The sequence below is a fragment of the Leptospiraceae bacterium genome, from assembly GCA_016708435.1.
GTDB lineage: Bacteria > Spirochaetota > Leptospiria > Leptospirales > Leptospiraceae > UBA2033.
Genome location: JADJFV010000008.1, coordinates 170,415 through 189,039 on the forward strand (window position 1 = coordinate 170,415; position 18,625 = coordinate 189,039).

The following is an 18,625-nucleotide window of genomic DNA, read 5'->3' on the forward strand; positions in this document are numbered from 1 at the left end:
TTACAAACTTTTCAGAGTTAAATAATCAATCGAATATTCGCATTGGTTCTGGATTGCTCTCTTAAGGATATTGTTGAAAATGAAATTCAATTCAACATTCCAATATACCAAAGGCTATATGTCTGGAAGATAGATCAAATTAAAATTCTATTAGAAGATTTAAAAAATGCATTTCTAAATAATAATGAAGAGTTCTATTTTCTCGGTTCAGTGATGTTTTCAAATACGATCGATAGTAAAATTGATTTAGTTGATGGTCAGCAACGTTTTACAACCTTGTGGTTGATTTGTGATATATTAAGTGATATCGATGAAGAACTTAAAAACTTTACATATAATAATGAACCGAGAATTCTTTTTTCAATTAGGGATAGAGCACAAGCTTATTTAAAGGATAAAAATACATTTAAAGAATTTTTAAATGAAAAAGGAGAATTAATTGCAGGGGCTGAATTAGAAGTAAGTGAAATAATCCCTTTGGCATTAGGTAGAGAAATCATAGAAGAAACAATAAACAATTTTCAAAAGGATGAGAAATTTGATAAGTTAAAGTTTAGTAAATTTATATTTTCCAATGTCCAATTAACTTACACTATTATTCCTAAAGAATCTGATCTAAATAGAGTATTTGAGGCAATGAATAATCGAGGTAAACAATTAGAAAATCATGAAATTTTAAAATCAAGATTATTGGAAAAAATTGAAAAAGCTGAAAGAAACCAGTACGCAATGATTTGGGATGCCTGCTCTCAAATGAATTCATACATTGAGAATAATTTAAAAAATGTGAATAATTTTTCTTGGAAGGATATTTTTGGAAAGAAAGTTGATTTGGAAAATGAGTCTGAAAGTGATATTGATTTAGTTAATCTTGATATAATAACTCTATTAGCTAATAAAACTAAATCGGATGATTTTCCTTCTAAAAGTTTATTAGATATTCTTAATGATACATCTATCGAAAATGATTCGAAAAGAAATGAAATTTCAGAGATAGAATATTATAGTAAAAGTGTTAGGAGCATTATATCCTTTCCAACCTTTTTACTTCATACTTTAAGAGTATTTCAAATAATAAAGCATAATCAAGACTATAATTCATCTGAAATCAATGATAAAAAATTGTTAGATGTTTTTAATGTAAAAGAGTCTTTTTCAGATACCAAAGATGTTAAAAATTTTATTAAATTACTTTGGAAATTGAGAGTATTATTTGATAAATATGTAATAAAATGGATTTATAATGAAGATGAAAAGGAAGAATACCATTTTTTAGAGAAAATACAAATTTCTAAATCAATAATTAAAAATAAAGATGGGACGGAAAATGAAAATATAAGTGTTCAAAGAATTGAAACCACTGAAAAAGAATTATTAGATTTAATAAAACTTCAAGGAATGCTCTATCATTCGCAGGAAATGACAACTCAATATTGGTTAACACCTTTTTTATTTTTTCTTCAATCAAATGATAATTTAAACAGTAACAAAATTGTAGAAAAATTAGAGAAACTTGAAAATGCATTGTTTTACTCAGAAACAAATACAAGTAAATTAAAAGATAGAACATTTAAAATTAATTTTCTAAATGAAGCAAATTTTTTAGATAATCTTGTAAATACTAGGGAATATTTATCTGGGTTCCATGGTACAGGATATCCGAATTATATTTTCTATAAATTGGAATACATTTTATGGAAATATAGAGAATCAATTTGCAGGAGTTATAGTCTTGATCTTAAAAAATGGAATCGTTTTAGACTTACAGCAAAGAACTCAATAGAACATATATTTCCTCAGAAAACTAAAGATGAAAATGAACATATTATATACATTAAAGAAAATGAAATTTCAGAAATTAGTTTAAAAAATAAAAACCCATTAGATGATTTTGGTAATTTGGTTTTATTATCTCCTGGAATGAATTCTGAGTATAGCAATAAACCTTTTCAAGAAAAAAAAGGAAAATTTGATGCTAAACAAGAAATCGACTCTCTAAAATCTTCTATAATTTTTAAAAATACTTCTTGGAACTGGTCTTTAGCTAAGCAGCATAGAGATGATATGATTAATCTAATTGAGAAATATATAAATGAATTAAGGGACTAATGATGAAACTTAATCACAATAATCTTATCCCCAATACTGAGTCTTAATTATGCCCCAAAAAAAGAACCCTAATCCCAACGAATTCGACGAAACCCAATTATACACCACTCCAAATGGAAAGGGGAAAGTTGAAAAATTTTTTTGAATCAGGAGAACTAAAAGAAGAAGTGGTTAGTTCCATTTTGGAACAAACCACTCAACCATGGGGCATTAGAAGGAAAAGCGCACTAGAGATAAAAGTAAAATCCGACAAACCAGAATCCAGACAAAGAATACAATAAAATATAGAAAAGTAAGGTAAATAATTGAGTATACTATTGCCGAAAATAGAAGGAAGAGGTCAGTGCAAATTAGGTTGGATTTCGTTCTAAATGTGATGAGTTTTCTTTTTAAGATGGTATAGCCATAAATATTTTTCTTTGTTTGCATTTTTAGATTTACAATAAGTAAGGAAGCGACTCAAATATATAGGGAAGGAGGAATGAATGAATACAACAAATAAAACGATTCATATTGATATTGAGATACCCGAGAAGCTTTTTTTTCCCTTGGCGAAGATATTTTTTGCTTAGAGGCAACGTTAAATTATACGCTGCCATTTTTTTATTTCAATCTCATAAACTTTCATTAGGAAAATCAGCAGAGTTTGCAGGAGTTTCTAAAGATTATTTTTAGATTTATTAAATCAATATAAAATACCTATCATTGACTATTCCAAAGAAGATTTGGATGAAGAACTTCTTAGACTACAAGAATGTTAATAGTATCCGATGCATCTCCCTTAATTAGTCTTGCCTTATTGGATAAATTAGATCTTTAGAAAATCTATTCGATAAAGTATATGTCCCAGAAGAGGTATATAGAGAATTAACGCAAAAAGATAAACCTTATTCCGATAAATTTACAACTTACTTAGATGGTAAAGTAAAGAAAGTCAAAGACCTAACTTCAGTAAATATTTTAAAAAATGATATTGATGCTGGAGAAGCAGAAGCTATTGTTTTAGCCATAGAAGAAGGAATTAAAGATATTTTAATCGATGATAATAAAGGAAGAACAAAAGCTAAAATGAACGGATTAATTCCAATCGGAATCGTTGGTATATTATTGAGAGCGAAGCAGAAAGGACTGATAAGTGAAATCAAGCCTTATCTAGATAAACTAATGAACAATAAAAGAAGAATTTCACAACATTTATATGACCATGTGATTTTTCTTGCAAGTGAAAATAGGTAGTAAATAAAATCATGACATCCCAATACTCCGAAGACAACCTAATTGAGCAAACGGCAATTGATTTATTTAAAGTTCAATTGGGATGGCAGGTCGAACTTGCTTTTAACGCTGAAACTTTCGGTGCAGGAAGTATGCTCGGTCGTGAGAATAAAACAGAAATACTTCTTAGAAAAGTATTTTTAGATAAGTTAAAAGAGTTTAATCCTAATTTACCCCGAAAGCCTATGATGAGGCATACAGTAAATTATCCGAAGCAAGGTGTCACTAAAGTCACTCTCAGAAATCAATTTTGAAAAATACAATATGCTAAAGAATGGAATTCAAATTGATTTTATTAACGAAAAAAGGCGAGCAAATAAAAATAAAACTCTCCGAGTATTTGATTTTGAAAATCCAGAGGCTAATAGCTTTTTAGCCGTTCGACAATTATGGATTCAAGGAAAAAGCAATCGGGAGCGAAGACCGATATAATTGGTTTTGTGAATGGAATACCTTTACTCTTTATCAGCTTAAGCCGCACATCGTAAATTAGAATCTGCGTATAACGATAATTTTACCGATTACAAGGATGTAATCCCAAACTTGTTTTATTATAATGCATTTGTCATCTTGAGCAATGGAATTGAAAGTCGGATAGGAAGTGTCACAGGTAAGTATCAACATTTTCATGAATGGAAACGTATCACAGAAGATGATGAGGGAATTGTTGCTTTAGATAGAATCATTCTTGGCGTTTGTGATAAAAAAAGATTTTTAGATCTCTTTGAAAATTTCATTCTATTTGATACATCTTTAGGAAAGCAATCAAGCTAATCGCCCGAAACCACCAATTTATTGGAGTAAACAAAGCCATTGAAAATATCCAACATAAAAATAATCTGTATCAGCTAGGAAAAATAAGTTTAGAAGAAAAACAAAAACTCGGAGTCTTCTGGCATACACAGGGAAGTGGGAAATCCTATTCCATGGTTTTCTTTTGTCAAAAAATCCATCGCAAGTTTACTGGTAGCTATACATTCTTAATAGTCACAGATAGAAAAGAATTAGAGACTCAAATTTATGGAACCTTTAATGGAGTGAATGCCGTTCCGCAAATAAAATCAGGCTCTAGAGATTCTGTCAAAGCTGATAGCGGCAAAAATTTAACGGAGTTACTTAGCTTTCCGCATCGTTATTTATTTTCGTTAATTCATAAATTTAATTTCAAAGAAGAAATCACCGAGCGGGATAACATTATCGTAATCTCCGATGAAGCTCATAGAACTCAGGGTGGAAGTTTGGCAATGAATTTAAGAAATGCTTTACCGAATGCATCCTTTATTGGATTCACTGGCACTCCACTTTTTAAAGATGATGAATTGACTAAAAAGATTTTTGGAGATTATATCTCTCGTTATGATTTTAAACGGAGTGTAGATGATGGGGCGACTGTTCCGTTATACTATGAGAATCGGGGTGAATATCTTGGATTAGAAAATCCTGCCATCAATGAGCAGATAAGAGCTGTTATAGACTCGGAAAGTGAAGATTTAGACAGTGATGAGCGAAGTAAAATAGAGCAGCTCTTCGCAAGAGAATACCCAATCTTAACCGCTAAAAAGCGATTGGAAGCAATTGCCAAAGATGTAGTCTTTCATTTCTGTAACCGAGGGTATAAAGGCAAAGGAATGTTTATCGCACTCGATAAAATCACTGCTGTTAAGATGTATAATCTTATTACAGAGCATTGGAACAAATATATCGAGCAACTAGAAAAGGAAATTGAAAATGATAAATATGGAGACCAAGAATTATTAGAAAAAAGTCGTGAGTTGCATTGGATAAAGGAAACAGAAGTTTGTGTCGTGGTGAGTCCTGAACAAAATGAAATCCAGAAGTTCAAAAAATGGGATTTAGACATTGAGCCACACCGTGAAAAAATGAACACGCAAGATTTAGAAACAAGATTTAAAGATGAGAATGATCCATTTCGTTTTGTCATCGTTTGTGCCATGTGGATAACCGGATTTGATGTCCCTACACTTTCGACATTGTATTTAGATAAACCATTAAAATCACATACGCTCATGCAGGCAATCGCAAGAGCAAACCGAATCAGCGAAGGTAAGAACAATGGACTTATTGTGGATTATATCGAAACATACATTGCCTTACTCGATGCGCTTGCCATTTACGGAGCAGGCGGCGGTGATGGTGGAGGTGGAAAACCAGAGCTTCCAGTAAAACCAAAAGAGGAATTGATTCGACAGTTGGAGGAAGTTTTAACAGCTGTAGAAGCATTCTTACAAGAAGAAGTAAATTTTAATTTGAACGAATTGATTCAAGCAGATGGCTTACAGAAATTAGCCTCCATTGAGAGAGGATTAAATGCAATCTATACAAATGATGAAACAAAACGAAAATTTCAGATTTTAACTAGAGAAGTTTTTAAAAAATACAAAGCATTGCAGCCTGACAAAATATTAAATCAATTTAGAGCAAGACGAGATGCAATCAATGCTTTGTATGAAGCAATTGAAGAGAATATTCAAAGTGCTGATGTTTCGGAATTGATGAAAAAGATTCAGGATATAGTGGATAAGTCGATTGAAAATAAACTTATAAATACACCGGAGATAATTAAGGCAAATCTCAAAAAAGATAGCCAAAATACAGAATCCATTTTTGTTAAAGATAGAATCATTGATTTGAGTGGACTTAATTTTGAGATTCTAGAAAAATACTTCTTAAAAACTAAAAACAAAAACGCGGCAGTAAAGTCTCTGAAAGACCAGGTAGAAAATAAATTAGCGCAAATGGTTGCTATGAATCCTTCGCGCGTAGATTTTTATAAAAAATATACTGTGATTATTGATGATTATAATAAACGAAAGATTCTACTGTAATAGAAGAGACATTTCGCAAATTAATAGACTTCGTAAATTCTTTATCTGAAGAAGAGTTAGAAACAAAGAGGGAAGGATTAACCGAAGAACAAAAAGCTATTTTTGATATTCTACGAAAACCAAATCTCACAGAGCCAGATAAGAAAAAAATTAAAGAAATCGCTATTGAACTTCTCGAAGAATTAAAAAGAGAAAAACTAAAAGTGGAACATTGGTCTGATAAATCCGTTACCTCCGCCGCTGTTTTTAATACTGTGAATAAAACTCTCTTTGAATCATTGCCTTTTCCAATTTACGAATCAGATGACATTACGCAAAAGACATTACTAGTTTTCGATCACTTAAAGAATAAATACTTTGGTGGCGGAGTTAGTGTTTATGGAGTCTATTAGCTCCCCCTTTTACTTAAAGAGAAAACAATACCCTCCGTACCTCTGTGTCTCTGTACCCATCCAATGTCATTAAGATAAGGTTTTCACCGCACGAAGTTCACGAAGGGGTTTATGAACCGTCTTTTCTTCGTGTTCTTCGGCCCTTCGTGGTGAAATTGTTTTCTTAATGACATTGGAACCCCATCCCCAAAACCCGACCACCTCTCCTCTTTTCATTGACTCTAACATAAGCCAAAATATCCTGACCTTGTACTCCTATATTATCATACTGTAATCATATTTATAAGGTAAAAAGATGAAAAGAACGTTTCAACCAAGTAGAATCAAAAGAGCCAGAACTCATGGCTTTAAGTCTCGCATGTCAACTGCTGCAGGAAGAGCAGTATTGGCAAGAAGAAGAGCAAAAGGCAGATATAAACTCACTGTTTCCGATGAAAAAGTCGGAAAGAAATTTTAGTTAGAGGTTTTTGACTAGGAAATCGGAAACTCTAAAGGCAAAAGAAGAGATTCAGCGTCTTTTTAAGTCTGGCAAAAGAGTAAAAGCCAAACATGTTTCTATAGTCTATGCGCCGAGCGACCGTTTATCTTCTCGTTTTCTTTTTTGTGCTGATAGATCAGCTAGAAAGGCAAACGAGCGCAATCGAATTAAACGGGTATTACGCGCATTGATCGCTTCGAATCAACAAAGCATTGAGGGTAATATGGATATTGCGCTCATTGCTAGTTACGGATTCACTGAATTGAGTTTTGAAGCAAGGCTTAAAACTCTTAAAAATCTCTTCTCAAAATTAGAATCATGAATACAGTATTTATTTTTCTGATTCGGATTTATAAAAAAATCATTTCTCCTTTATTGCCTAGTGCATGTCGGTTTTATCCGAGTTGCTCGGAGTATGCTATTCAAGCATTTCAGGAGTATGGGTTTTTTAAAGCCTTCTACCTATCCGTAAATAGAATTTCCAGATGCAATCCAATGTCAGACGGATATCTCGATCCAGTACCACCAAACCCAAAAAATAAATCATAGAGGCATATTGAATGGAAGAAAGACAAGGCAGACTATTACTCGCAATCGTATTAAGTTTAGGAGTTTGGATGGGGGTTAACTACTTCATATTCCCTCCTACCCTCCGAAGAAAACTCCAATTACAAATCAAGTCAAAGACGCGAAGGATGCAAAGACAGTAGATGTTGCAAAAGACGCAAAAGAAGTAAAGATTGACAAAAAGAAAATGCAGTTCTCACAAAACCAACTGAAATTAAAACTATCGATCCAAAAGATGTAAAGAAATTTTATATTGTTACTTCTTCTTTTCTGGCTGAGTTTAGTTCTCTCGGTGGGCGCATTGAACGATTCTACGTTAAGAATTATCCTGACCTAGAAGGCAGTGAAGTCATGATTATCAAAAGTGAAAGCGATCTAGTTGACTTCAATGGTGAGAAATACAAGGCAATCGAGATTACCCGCGATAGAGGATTTGATTTTAGCATTACAGGTGCAAAAGAAGAAATATCCGCTCCTATCTTTAATCATGTAAATTTTACAGTCAATTATGATGAAGCCAAACAGATTCTCAGTTTCGAAGCTATCTCACCTGATAAAACTTATTCTCTTAAGAAAGAATATTCGTTTTATAAATCTGAAAATTATTTTAAATACAACATGACTCTTACAAACCTGACTAAAGACAAATTGCCATTAGCCAGTGCAAATGCTCCTATCTACTTCAAGTCCTTTGGTAGTCTAGGTCCTGTTAAGGGTCCGATCATTCCTGAGAAAGACCAAGTCCACTACTATAGATTCTTTTTTCTAGATGGTTCTTTTAATGATAATCTAGATGGAGTCAGCGTAGAGGGCTTTGGCTCTAAAATGAAATCTTTCTTCGGATTTGGAAGTGATACACCAGTTGCAAACAAAGATGCAAACTTTGATACAGTCTTAAAGAAATCAGAGCCAGTCGATTTCTTTGGAACAGGTAGTCGTTATTTTATCGCGGTATTAAATCCTCTCAGTGGAACCAAGCCTTCCGGTGTTCTTTTAGATAACCGAAAAGGAAATGTGAACGGAGTATCTGCGGTTTACGATAATATTACTCTTGAGCCAAATGCTGCGGTTAGTTTTGATTATGCGGCATACGTTGGGATACGCGAGTTAGATGGAATGTCTTTTCGCGATAAGACAATTGACCCGAAAGAAACAAAGACTACTCCATTTGCTGGACTCAGTGAGAAGTTAGACAAGTCATTCAATCAGGGGATAACAACACCTTTCCGCCATGGTATTGTTTGGATATTAAAAAAACTACACGTTGTCATTCCTAACTACGGTTGGTGTATTATTATCTTTGGAATTTTATTTAAAGCAATCTTCTATCCTTTGAATCAAAAGCAAGCGGATAGTATGAAGAAGATGCAAGAGCTTAGTCCTCAGATCAAAGTCATCAACGAGAAATACGAAAAAGATCCTGCTCTAAAGCAACAGAAGATTATGGAGCTTTATAAAAAGAATGGAACCAATCCAATGGGTGGATGTCTGCCTATGCTTGTGCAAATTCCAATCTTCATTGCTTTATACACCGCGTTCAGTGATACGATTGATCTCTGGAAGTCTCCCTTCTTATGGGTAACTGATTTAAGTGAGCCAGATACAATCTGGACGACTCCTGCTCTACTTGGAGTTTCTGGTATCGCGCTTAACGTTCTTCCACTCATCATGGTTGGAACACAAGTAGTTCAAACAAAGATGACATCTGTGACTACAGACCCAAATCAAAAAACCATGATGTATCTTATGCCGCTTATCATGTTGTATTTTTTCTGGACAATGCCATCAGGGGTTACACTCTATTGGACGATTCAGAACGTATTGTCTATTGTTCAACAGACAGTTACAAATAGACTCGGCAAGAAAAATCTATTAAAGACGAAATAATAAGGAGCAGATATGTTAGGATATATTTTTGAAGCAGAAGCAAAAACTAAATCAGAAGCAGAAGAATTTACTTTAAGCACTTTAAGACTCGAAGAAGGAGATTTAAAGTTTGAAACTGTTGATCCTGGTAAAAGCGGATTCTTAGGATTTACCTCTAAGAAGCCTGCTATCGTTCGTGCCTATGTTTCCTCTAAAGACTTACCAGCAGAAAAAATCATTCATGGAATCGTAATTACCATTCTTAAAAAAATGGGCGTTGAAGCAGAAGTAGTAGGGATGGGAGATGTAGACGGAAAAATCTACATCGAGCTAGGAAGTGCAGAATCAGGAATCCTTATCGGAAAACGCGGGGCTACTCTTGATTCACTCCAATTTATATTAAACCTAATGGTAGATCAAAAGGTTCGTCATGGTAGAAAAATTATACTAGACATTGAATCTTATCGCGATAAGCGGGAAATGTCGCTTATCCGCTTGAGTCGCTCGATTGCTTCCGGTGTTGCTAAGACAGGAAGATCAAGACTACTAGAACCAATGAATCCGTATGAGAGACGCATTATTCATATGGCACTCCAAAAAGATGAAAAGGTATTTACTCGAAGTGAAGGAAATGGAACTTACAAAAGAGTTCGTGTGATTTCTTCCAAAGATAGACATAAATACAAAGATGTTGAAAATAAAAATCCGGATCTACCGGATGATGATGACAATCTAGACGCTTAGTGAATGATACAATAGCAGCCATTTCTTCGGGTAATATTCCGAGTGCAATAGGAATTATCCGCTTGTCCGGGGAGGAAACTTTGTCTATCTGTGCAAAGGTTCTCTTCGGAAAAGGAAGTCTTTTCACCCCTGAATTCATTGGCTCAAATCCAAGGCAGGCGATATACTGTGACTTCGTTGACGAAGGGAACAGACTCGATCAAATCGTATTTCTATTTTTTAAAAATCCAAACTCTTATACAGGAGAAGATCTCGCCGAGTTCTATTTACACGGAAATCCAATCCTATTAAAAAAAGCATTACAGGTAATATTTAAGCATGGCGCAAGACCGGCAAGAGAAGGAGAGTTTACCAAGCGAGCCTTCTTAAGCGGCAAATTAGACTTAACCGGTGCAGAAGCAATCGGACGTTTGATTAGTGCTAGGTCTAGCTTTGAATTGGAGCTTGCACAAAAGAATGTATTCGGTGAAATTCATCGACTCAGTTCTCGTGTGAGGAGTGACTTGATTAGCCTTAAGGCAGAGTGTGAGGCAGAGATCGATTTCTCGACGGAAGATTTAACTTACGAAACAAAAGAAGAAAGAAAGAGCAGAATGATTTCTCTTTATGAATTGTGCGTAAAGGTTTTGAAAAATGCAAAGCGAGCAGAGAGCTTTATTGAACACAATAAAATTGTAATCTACGGTGAGCCTAACACGGGTAAGTCGAGTCTTTTGAATAGTTTGATTGGTAGAGAGCGTGCGATTGTGTCTAATGTTCCGGGGACAACACGCGATTACCTCTCCGAGAGTTTTTCTTTGAATGGTATTCCATTGCAACTCATAGATACAGCGGGTGTTCGAGAGACGGAAGATTCTATTGAAAGAATGGGAATTGAGCGAAGTCAAAATGAATTTGCCAATGCAAATCTACGTCTCTTTGTGTTAGATATTTCTGCTAAGCTTGACTTTGATAAATTCATGAGTCAACATGAATCAAAAATAAAAGACTCTATTTTAGTTGCGAATAAAATTGATATTGCGCACTCTACCTGGAAAGAAACAAGCGCTCGCTTTCAGGCAAATGGAATTCATCCCTGTGAAGTCTCTTGCAAAACCAAAGAAGGTTTAGAAGAACTTTTAAATTCGATACACACTCATCTAATCCATATAGACAAATCAGACGACTTTGTACTTTTGGAAGAAAGGAATGAGTATTACTTCCTAAAAATCCAAGATCATCTAAAGACAGCAATTGATCTTATGGAAACTGCACCAGCAGAAATCTACATTAAAGAAATAGACTATGCTTTGGAAAATGTAGGACTGATAAACGGAAAAGTTGGAACAGAAGAAATACTCGGAAGAATTTTTAGTAAATTCTGCGTAGGCAAATAAGGAATAAACAATGGAAGAAGATTACAAGGAAAAAGCTTTAGCATATCATAGATCGCATCCTCGGGGCAAAACAGGAATAGTCTCAACGAAACCTACAAAGAATGCCTACGATTTGGCGCTTGCCTATTCTCCCGGTGTGGCTTTTCCCTGTTTAGAAATACAAAAAGATCCAGAGCTTGCTTATGAATATACTAATCGTGGTAATCTGCTAGGAATTATTTCCAATGGAACTTCAATCCTCGGACTCGGTGACATTGGGGCTATTGCTGGTAAACCGGTGATGGAAGGCAAATCAGTATTATTCAAGAACTTTGCAGGCATTGATGTGTTCGATATTGAATTAAACACAAAAGACCCTGACGAATTTATTCGTGCAGTCAAATTAATGGAGCCAACATTTGGTGGAATAAATTTAGAAGACATCAAAGCACCAGAATGCTTTTACATTGAAGAAAAGCTAATCGAAATCATGGATATTCCTATCTTTCATGATGACCAACATGGAACTGCAATTATAACCTGTGCGGCTGTTATCAATTATCTTGTATTGTCAAATAAGAGAGAGCAAGATGTTACCGTCGTCATAAACGGAGCAGGGGCTGCGGCTGTAGCTATCGCAAAATTATTAACTCATATTGGAGTTGAAAAAGAAAACATTTACCTTGTAGACTCTAAGGGGGTAATTTCGAATAGTCGCACTGACCTAAATTCTATGAAGCAAGGATTTGCTAGAGAAACTAACGCTTTGACTCTCGCTGATATTATGAAAGACGCTGATATTTTTATTGGAGTCTCTAAAAAAGATCAAGTGACAACAGACATGGTTGCATCGATGGGGAAAGATCCATTGATTCTAGCGATGGCAAATCCTGATCCTGAGATTTCTTATCCCGATGCAGTAGCTGTTCGAGACGATTTAATCATGGGAACAGGACGTAGTGATTTCCCTAATCAGGTAAATAATCTTCTTGGTTTTCCTTATATCTTTCGTGGTGCCTTAGATATGCGGGCAAGACGGATTACCCTCGAAATGAAATTAGCAGCAGTCTATGCATTGGCAGAACTTGCTAGACAAGAAGTTCCTCTCTATGTATCCGATGCATACAATGGCGAAAAATTTCAATTTGGGAAAAACTATATTATCCCTAAACCATTTGACCCAAGAGTCTACTACAGTGTATCCACAGCCGTAGCAGAAGCGGCTCATGCGAGTGGTGTAGCGCGTATTCCTTTCCCCGGAAAAGAAGCCTACCGAGTGCATTTAGATAAATACAAAGCTAAAGTTACTGGGTAGAAATTGCGTAAGGTAAACTAAGATGCCAATCATAGAAGAAGAAACAGAAGTCAGCACTCGAATTGATAATATCTACGAGCATCGGGTTATTTTATTCAATGATGATTTTAATCCTTTCGACCATGTAGAAGATTGTCTAATGCGTATTTGCTTTAAGTCAGAGAAAGAAGCGAAACGCATTGCAATGGAAGCGCATAATAAAGGTAAGGCGATCTGCTATGAAGGAAGTATTGAAGCTTGCGAGACTGTCGGCGAGAAGATGGGTGATGAGGGACTGACTGTTAGTGTGAGTTAGAACTCAAATCTATATCCGCAGGTATAAAACATTTCTGTTGATTGAAGTTGTGAATAATAAACTCGATTAGAATGAATGAAAAAGTTAGACGTAGCAGTGTTTTGTTTATTTGCATAATCATAAAAGAATAAAGCGTCTACGAGATTTAATAAATAAACTCCTGCTAGGAGGCTAATCATCATTGTTCCTTGCTCATAGCTTGTATTTAAATCGGATCTAGCTTGTAAGCTATTAGTCATAAAGACTAGCGCTAATGGATTTGTGCCAGAAGAAGAATTCGCTGAGCCTAGTAAAATAGAATTCTGTAAGAGTGAATTATACTCGTTACTCGCTTTGTCGTTATCGAGTCTAGCTTTGAAATAAATTCCTGTAAAAAATAAAATAGCCGGAAAGTAGATGTATTTTCGATTACTTAAATCTCCTCTATAGTCCTGTCCCCATCCGGGTAATACAGCCGAGCGTTTAAATACCTGCCAGCGTTTACTATCAATAGGCTCAGTGTAGGAGAGGAAATTCTTTTGATAGAGAACACGATTATTTGGATTTTCCAAGATTAGATCAAAGGAGTTATATTTATTATCCGCAAGTTTTACTTTAAAAGTAAAGTTATTCTTGTCTAGAATCTTGTATTCAATGGGAATATTTACTTCGCCTGCTTGCAATTTAATCTGCATATCTTCTTCGAAGCCTTCCCCGGTTACTTTGATTTCTTTTTCCTTCTCGAAGATTTGTAGTTTAATTTCTGAAGGGCTAGTTATAACAGGAATTTTAATTCTTCTGACTGCAAACTGACTCCACTCACTCCAGATTGGTTTGTGTGCTAGTAGCAAAGAGCCAATTCGGTATTCATATTTTCCTGAAGGGAGTGTGAATTTTATCTTTGTATCATTTAGCTTTTCGTCTAACGCTATTTTTTCGGTTTCCATTTCTCTTACTTGAAATTGGTATTCCGAAATCTTCTTAACTTTTTCCCATTCGATTTCAATTTCTTCGGAGTCAGCAAAAAGGGGTGTATAGATTAATAAGTAGATAATAAAGATTAGCCTTAGTGTCATTTTGCGAGCCTTCGAATATGTCGAGTAATAAAGCGACATCGTTTTAAGATAGATAGACCTCTCACATCGCTCAATGCTGTCAAGTTAAGAGGACTTTGTATTACAGTCACCTCGAACAGCTTCATCGTGAGAGGTCTATCTTGCTTAATACGATCGTTTTTTTGCAAGATAGATTTCTCACATTCGTTCGAAATGACTGTAAATTGACAGCATTGTGTGACATTGCAATCCCTACTCATTGATAAAATACAAATCCTTTGCGGTTTTAATTTTAGGAATATACTTTAAATCAAAAGCTCCTGCTGGTATTTCAAAGCTTTGAATTTTACTTTGTGCTTTTAGAGTCTTAGAATTATCAAATAACTTTGCTCTCCAATAGAATTTGCCGGAAGGGAAATAGTTTTCTCTCTGGTAATAGCTTTTAGTATTATAGTGTTTGAAAATGTCTTTCATATCGGGAGACTCGGAAAACTCCACGATGAAATAAGGCTCTGGCAAAAAACTTTTCCACTGAAATTCTAAATCTTCCTCGTAATCGGTAATAAGGAAATTATCTTTTGGAATTACAAGCTCAATGGAAAATTCTTCAATTCGTTTAGTTGTAAAGAAATTTGTTTTAGAATACTCTGAGGTTAATTTACTATTATCCTCTGTTTTTACTTTCCAATAGTAGCGGGTGTCTGTATCTTTGGGATTTAGATAATAGAAATTTTCCTTTCTACGCTCGTCTACTTCTACGGTTTTAAATTCAGAGTCTGTGGAAACTTGCAGATGATAGATATTAGCCCCTTCTACTCTTTCCCAAAATAGGTTGATTGGCTCTTTTGAGTCTTTGGGGATAATGATTATACTTTCATGATAGGGAAGTTTTAAAATAGGAGATTCAATCGTCTTTTTAGTTTCAAGGAAAATAGAATAAGTTTGACTTGTTTTCGATTTTAAGTCAGGATTTGCATATTGAATCTGGAAGCGATAGAAGTATTCACCAGGGTCTTTTATTTCTAGGCTCAAATGATTACCTGATGTCTTTGTTGTCTTTAAAATCTCAGTGAAATCAGAGCTGCGAGAAAATTCTAAAGAGTATTCTTTGACTAGTGCATTTTCTTTCCAGTCAAAGTTGACAAGAGTAGGGTATGTGGCTACTTTTAATTTTGCGTTATCGGCTGGACGTAGGAGTTGAAATGGTGCTTCTTTTAGAATGGTAAAGCTTCTTTCCAAGCTAATTTCATCAGGCTTATTTTTGTCAGGAAGAATTCGCCAATAGTAGATTCCCGGTTTTAACTTCGCCGAATACTGATTCTTATCCGTAACACCGCGAGAAAGAATCTTTTTAAAGTTTCTATCTCCCGCAATTTCAATTCGAAAGCTTATCTTTGAGTCAGAAAAATTCCATTGGAAGGAAACGGGATATTCTTCTGTTGGAGTAGTGAAAAAGGTCTGGTCTTCCGGCAAAACTAAAGTAGGCGCAGTCGTTTTAAAAACGGGAGCTTGCTTTTCTGTAAAGTTAGCAAACTGATCCTTTTCTATTTTAAATTCCTTTCCTTCGCTTTGAAGCTTTGCTTCTCCCTGAGTTACGTTTAGAGATAAATTCCCATTTTCCGCTAAACGAAAATTTGCATCGGCTCCTGAAGCTAAATCAATATTTTTATTATCCACAAGGACTTTGATATCTGTGTTTGCTTTTGCATTTTTGCGATTGGTTCTGACAGCACCGGATACTAGCTTGATTTCGATTCCTTTTTCTTTTGAGTCTAAAATTACCATGCTGTTTTCTTCGAGTCGTAGTTCGGTTCCATCGGTGAGTGTTATCACTGCGTTAGATAAATCTTCCGAGCGAACGCTGTCTCTTCTTGTCAATGCTTGCTTGAATTCGGTGTCATACCAGACTACAGTCGAATTAGCTTTTCTTTGGATTACTTTTTTCTTGTAGGTAATGTATCCAATTACTTCTGATTCGGCTACAGTCGATTTAGATTTGTATTTAAAATTTATATAGAGTAATAGAGCACAGACCAGAGTGATGAAAGATAAAACGCTTAGCACATAACGAGTGTCATCCGCATAGTCTTTTAGAGTCTGGGTGAAAATGGGAAGGCTTAGAGTCATTTTTTAGCCCTCTGCTTTTTTGTTTTTACGGGAAAAACATCTTGTTCGGGTAAATTAGTCTTAGGCGAATCTATGACTTTGTATTTTTTCTCTTCCTCTTCTGGATTACCGCTGTTATATTTTTCTTCGTCGAAATCTATTTTAAGGAGTTTGCGAATATCTGCGAGAGTTTGGGGAGCATCGGAGTCAGTGTCATCCATTCTGCGGATAACGGCATATATCGTCTGAGGCTCAGATTTTCCTTTGACCATAATCTGTTTCATCTTCTCGACTAGATAGACTCCTTCTACTTCTTTGTATAAATCTTCTGAAATTAAAATATCAGTGCCGAAAGGCTTGTTTAAAGATTCAATTCTAGAAGCAAGATTCACTGCATCTCCAATGACAGTATAATCAAGGCGATTCTCAGAGCCAATCTGACCTGCTACCACTGCTCCATAGTTAAGCCCACATCCCATGCGGATAATCGGTCTTTTCTCGTCAGTCCCTCTTGAGCGGTTAAAGTCAACAAGCATTGAGCGCATCATGAGAGCAGCATTGATTCCATTCTCAAAAGAATTGCCTACTGCGTCTAACGTCCCCCATGTCGCCATGATGGCATCACCAATGAACTTGTCTACAATCCCGAACGTTAGATCAATGCATTCCACCATGCGAGTGAAATACTGATTGAGTAGTTCGACGATTTCTTCCGGGCTTAATTTTTCTGACATAGCGGTAAATCCTCGTATGTCGGAAAAGAAGATTGTGCACATTTTATTCTCGCCACCGAGCTTTAGTTCTTTGGATAAGGCGAGTTCTGCGATAGCAGGATTTACAAATCGACCTAGTGCATCCTTGATTCTTTCTCGTTCTTTTAATCCTTTCCCCATTCTAGCAAAACTCTTTGTCAATAGTCCCACTTCATCCTGAGTGCTTGCTTTTAAAACTATATCGAAATTACACTTTTCGATTTCGCATGTCGCTTTGAGTAATTCTAATATGGGTAGAGAAATTGTTTTGGCAAATACGAATATACCGGCAAGAGCAATGCAAAGAGCGATTGTCATGATAAGAATATTTCTATATTGCAGATTATACACTTCTTCAAAAACTTTGTCTTCCGAGACGATGGATAAAATTCCTGAATTCACCTGCGGCAAACGCTTGTATGTTCCAATGGAGGCTTTTCCGTCTTCTCCAAAGAACCGAGTCTGTCCGTTGCCGAGAGGACTAGTGAGCATATCATGCACAATGGAGAGATTACGAAAATTTTCTACAGTTAAAACTTTTTGGATTTCAGGATGAGCCAATACATCTCCTTCTTCCCCAATCATATACGTTTGGGTGATACTTCTATTCTCAAATGTTTTTAAAATAGTATCTGTTTTTAGAATTGCAATGAGGGCAGAGTTGGGGAAGGCAGAAGTAGAATAAGGAATGGAAAGACAAATGAGTGGAAACTTCTGACCGAAGCTAAGATTTTTCAAAAGAGTTTTTTTATGAAAAGAATCTTGAAACTTATCAGAGCTAATCTGGATTAGGTTACGCATATCTTTTTCACTCAATAGCTTTTCTTGGAGATATTCTATATTAGCCACTGATTTTCGAAGTTCGATTTTACCCTGGGTAGAATGGTAGACTCCTAAGTAAATAATATCACTGTCATTCTCAAAGAATATATCTGTAAGAGTTTTCTGTTGATTTGCCCGTCCGCTAGATTCAAGTAGAACTGCCATTTGTCTGGACTTTTGAATCGTTGACGTCAAATAGGAATTAACCGTAAGACCAATCAACTCAGTGATTTGGAAGTTGTTTTCCTTAATACGAATTTCATTGTCTTTTTTGAAATAATACGTAGCAAAAGAAATCGTCACAATGGATAGAATAATAAATATCAATGAGATAATCCACATTAGTTTTAACTGAATCGTCCATTTGGGTTTTATTGCTTTTGTCTCTACTTCTTCCTTGTGGCTATCTATATTTAGCCGCTTAGATGTTGTGCGATACTTGTTCGCGAAATAGGTTTCGACTTGTTGGTGTTCCGCCTCTGTTTGCGATGTATTGTCTTCGGTAGCCACTGGATTATGAATGTATTTTATAGGTAAACTGAGTGTAAAGATGAATTTCTTAGGGATAGGAAAAAAATTGAATGAATACCACGGATGAACAGGCGAAGGCGCTGGTCGCGAATACTTGGAGTGAAGGGGGGAATGAACACGGATAAAATGACTTTCCCT

General features: G+C 35.3%; 18 protein-coding genes and 1 pseudogene. 16 read left to right on the forward strand and 3 right to left on the reverse strand.

What is annotated here, in order from left to right; all coding sequences use genetic code 11:
- The first annotated feature begins 42 nt into the window (after positions 1–42).
- From IPH52_13985 to IPH52_14060, 16 genes and pseudogenes are all read left to right on the forward strand, one after another.
- Positions 43–2,109: a DUF262 domain-containing protein gene (locus IPH52_13985; GenBank protein MBK7056131.1), complete on the forward strand. Its 2,067-nt coding sequence runs from the start codon at positions 43–45 to the stop codon at positions 2,107–2,109.
- 128 nt (positions 2,110–2,237) lie between these two features.
- On the forward strand, positions 2,238–2,390 hold the full coding sequence (locus IPH52_13990) for a hypothetical protein (GenBank protein MBK7056132.1): 153 nt from the start codon (positions 2,238–2,240) through the stop codon (positions 2,388–2,390).
- Positions 2,391–3,177: 787 nt separating this feature from the next.
- Entirely contained in the window at positions 3,178–3,345 is a 168-nt protein-coding gene (locus tag IPH52_13995) for a DUF3368 domain-containing protein (protein ID MBK7056133.1), read from the forward strand.
- A gap of 11 nt (positions 3,346–3,356) precedes the next feature.
- Positions 3,357–3,638 carry a hypothetical protein gene (locus tag IPH52_14000; GenBank protein ID MBK7056134.1) on the forward strand — a complete coding sequence of 94 codons (282 nt, stop codon included), beginning with the start codon at positions 3,357–3,359 and terminating at the stop codon, positions 3,636–3,638.
- A 10-nt stretch (positions 3,639–3,648) separates the two neighbouring features.
- Positions 3,649–3,816, forward strand: a complete 168-nt coding sequence (locus IPH52_14005; protein ID MBK7056135.1) for a hypothetical protein — start codon at positions 3,649–3,651, stop codon at positions 3,814–3,816.
- A 138-nt stretch (positions 3,817–3,954) separates the two neighbouring features.
- A complete protein-coding gene (locus IPH52_14010) occupies positions 3,955–4,158 on the forward strand; it encodes a hypothetical protein (GenBank protein ID MBK7056136.1) in 204 nt (67 codons plus the stop codon).
- Positions 4,134–6,230: a type I restriction endonuclease subunit R gene (locus tag IPH52_14015; GenBank protein ID MBK7056137.1), complete on the forward strand. Its 2,097-nt coding sequence runs from the start codon at positions 4,134–4,136 to the stop codon at positions 6,228–6,230. Before IPH52_14010 ends, IPH52_14015 begins: the two co-directional genes overlap by 25 nt.
- On the forward strand, positions 6,230–6,622 hold the full coding sequence (locus IPH52_14020; protein ID MBK7056138.1) for a DUF3387 domain-containing protein: 393 nt from the start codon (positions 6,230–6,232) through the stop codon (positions 6,620–6,622). Before IPH52_14015 ends, IPH52_14020 begins: the two co-directional genes overlap by 1 nt.
- A 295-nt stretch (positions 6,623–6,917) precedes the next feature.
- The gene (rpmH, locus tag IPH52_14025; GenBank protein MBK7056139.1) at positions 6,918–7,079 is read left to right on the forward strand and encodes a 50S ribosomal protein L34; all 162 of its coding nucleotides are present in this window, start codon (positions 6,918–6,920) and stop codon (positions 7,077–7,079) included.
- Between the two features lie 10 nt (positions 7,080–7,089).
- Complete coding sequence (rnpA, locus tag IPH52_14030) at positions 7,090–7,422, forward strand: ribonuclease P protein component (GenBank protein MBK7056140.1); 333 nt, start codon at positions 7,090–7,092, stop codon at positions 7,420–7,422.
- Positions 7,419–7,649, forward strand: a complete 231-nt coding sequence (gene yidD, locus IPH52_14035) for a membrane protein insertion efficiency factor YidD (GenBank protein ID MBK7056141.1) — start codon at positions 7,419–7,421, stop codon at positions 7,647–7,649. Before rnpA ends, yidD begins: the two co-directional genes overlap by 4 nt.
- 11 nt (positions 7,650–7,660) lie before the next feature.
- Positions 7,661–9,554 (forward strand): annotated as a pseudogene (gene yidC / locus IPH52_14040) (membrane protein insertase YidC).
- 12 nt (positions 9,555–9,566) lie between these two features.
- Positions 9,567–10,277, forward strand: a complete 711-nt coding sequence (locus IPH52_14045) for a Jag N-terminal domain-containing protein (protein ID MBK7056142.1) — start codon at positions 9,567–9,569, stop codon at positions 10,275–10,277.
- Positions 10,277–11,653, forward strand: a complete 1,377-nt coding sequence (gene mnmE / locus IPH52_14050; GenBank protein MBK7056143.1) for a tRNA uridine-5-carboxymethylaminomethyl(34) synthesis GTPase MnmE — start codon at positions 10,277–10,279, stop codon at positions 11,651–11,653. Before IPH52_14045 ends, mnmE begins: the two co-directional genes overlap by 1 nt.
- Positions 11,654–11,663: 10 nt before the next feature.
- The gene (locus IPH52_14055) at positions 11,664–12,947 is read left to right on the forward strand and encodes a malate dehydrogenase (GenBank protein MBK7056144.1); all 1,284 of its coding nucleotides are present in this window, start codon (positions 11,664–11,666) and stop codon (positions 12,945–12,947) included.
- A gap of 22 nt (positions 12,948–12,969) precedes the next feature.
- A complete protein-coding gene (locus IPH52_14060) occupies positions 12,970–13,242 on the forward strand; it encodes an ATP-dependent Clp protease adaptor ClpS (GenBank protein MBK7056145.1) in 273 nt (90 codons plus the stop codon).
- Here the strand turns inward: IPH52_14060 and IPH52_14065 are convergent.
- The 3 genes from IPH52_14065 to IPH52_14075 form a co-directional block, all read right to left on the reverse strand.
- The gene (locus IPH52_14065) at positions 13,239–14,297 is read right to left on the reverse strand and encodes a hypothetical protein (protein ID MBK7056146.1); all 1,059 of its coding nucleotides are present in this window, start codon (positions 14,295–14,297) and stop codon (positions 13,239–13,241) included. The two genes, IPH52_14060 and IPH52_14065, sit on opposite strands and share 4 nt — an antisense overlap.
- A gap of 231 nt (positions 14,298–14,528) precedes the next feature.
- The gene (locus IPH52_14070; protein MBK7056147.1) at positions 14,529–16,403 is read right to left on the reverse strand and encodes a FecR domain-containing protein; all 1,875 of its coding nucleotides are present in this window, start codon (positions 16,401–16,403) and stop codon (positions 14,529–14,531) included.
- Positions 16,400–18,466 carry an adenylate/guanylate cyclase domain-containing protein gene (locus tag IPH52_14075; GenBank protein ID MBK7056148.1) on the reverse strand — a complete coding sequence of 689 codons (2,067 nt, stop codon included), beginning with the start codon at positions 18,464–18,466 and terminating at the stop codon, positions 16,400–16,402. The genes IPH52_14070 and IPH52_14075 overlap by 4 nt, the downstream gene beginning before the upstream one ends.
- Between the last annotated feature and the right edge of the window lie 159 nt (positions 18,467–18,625).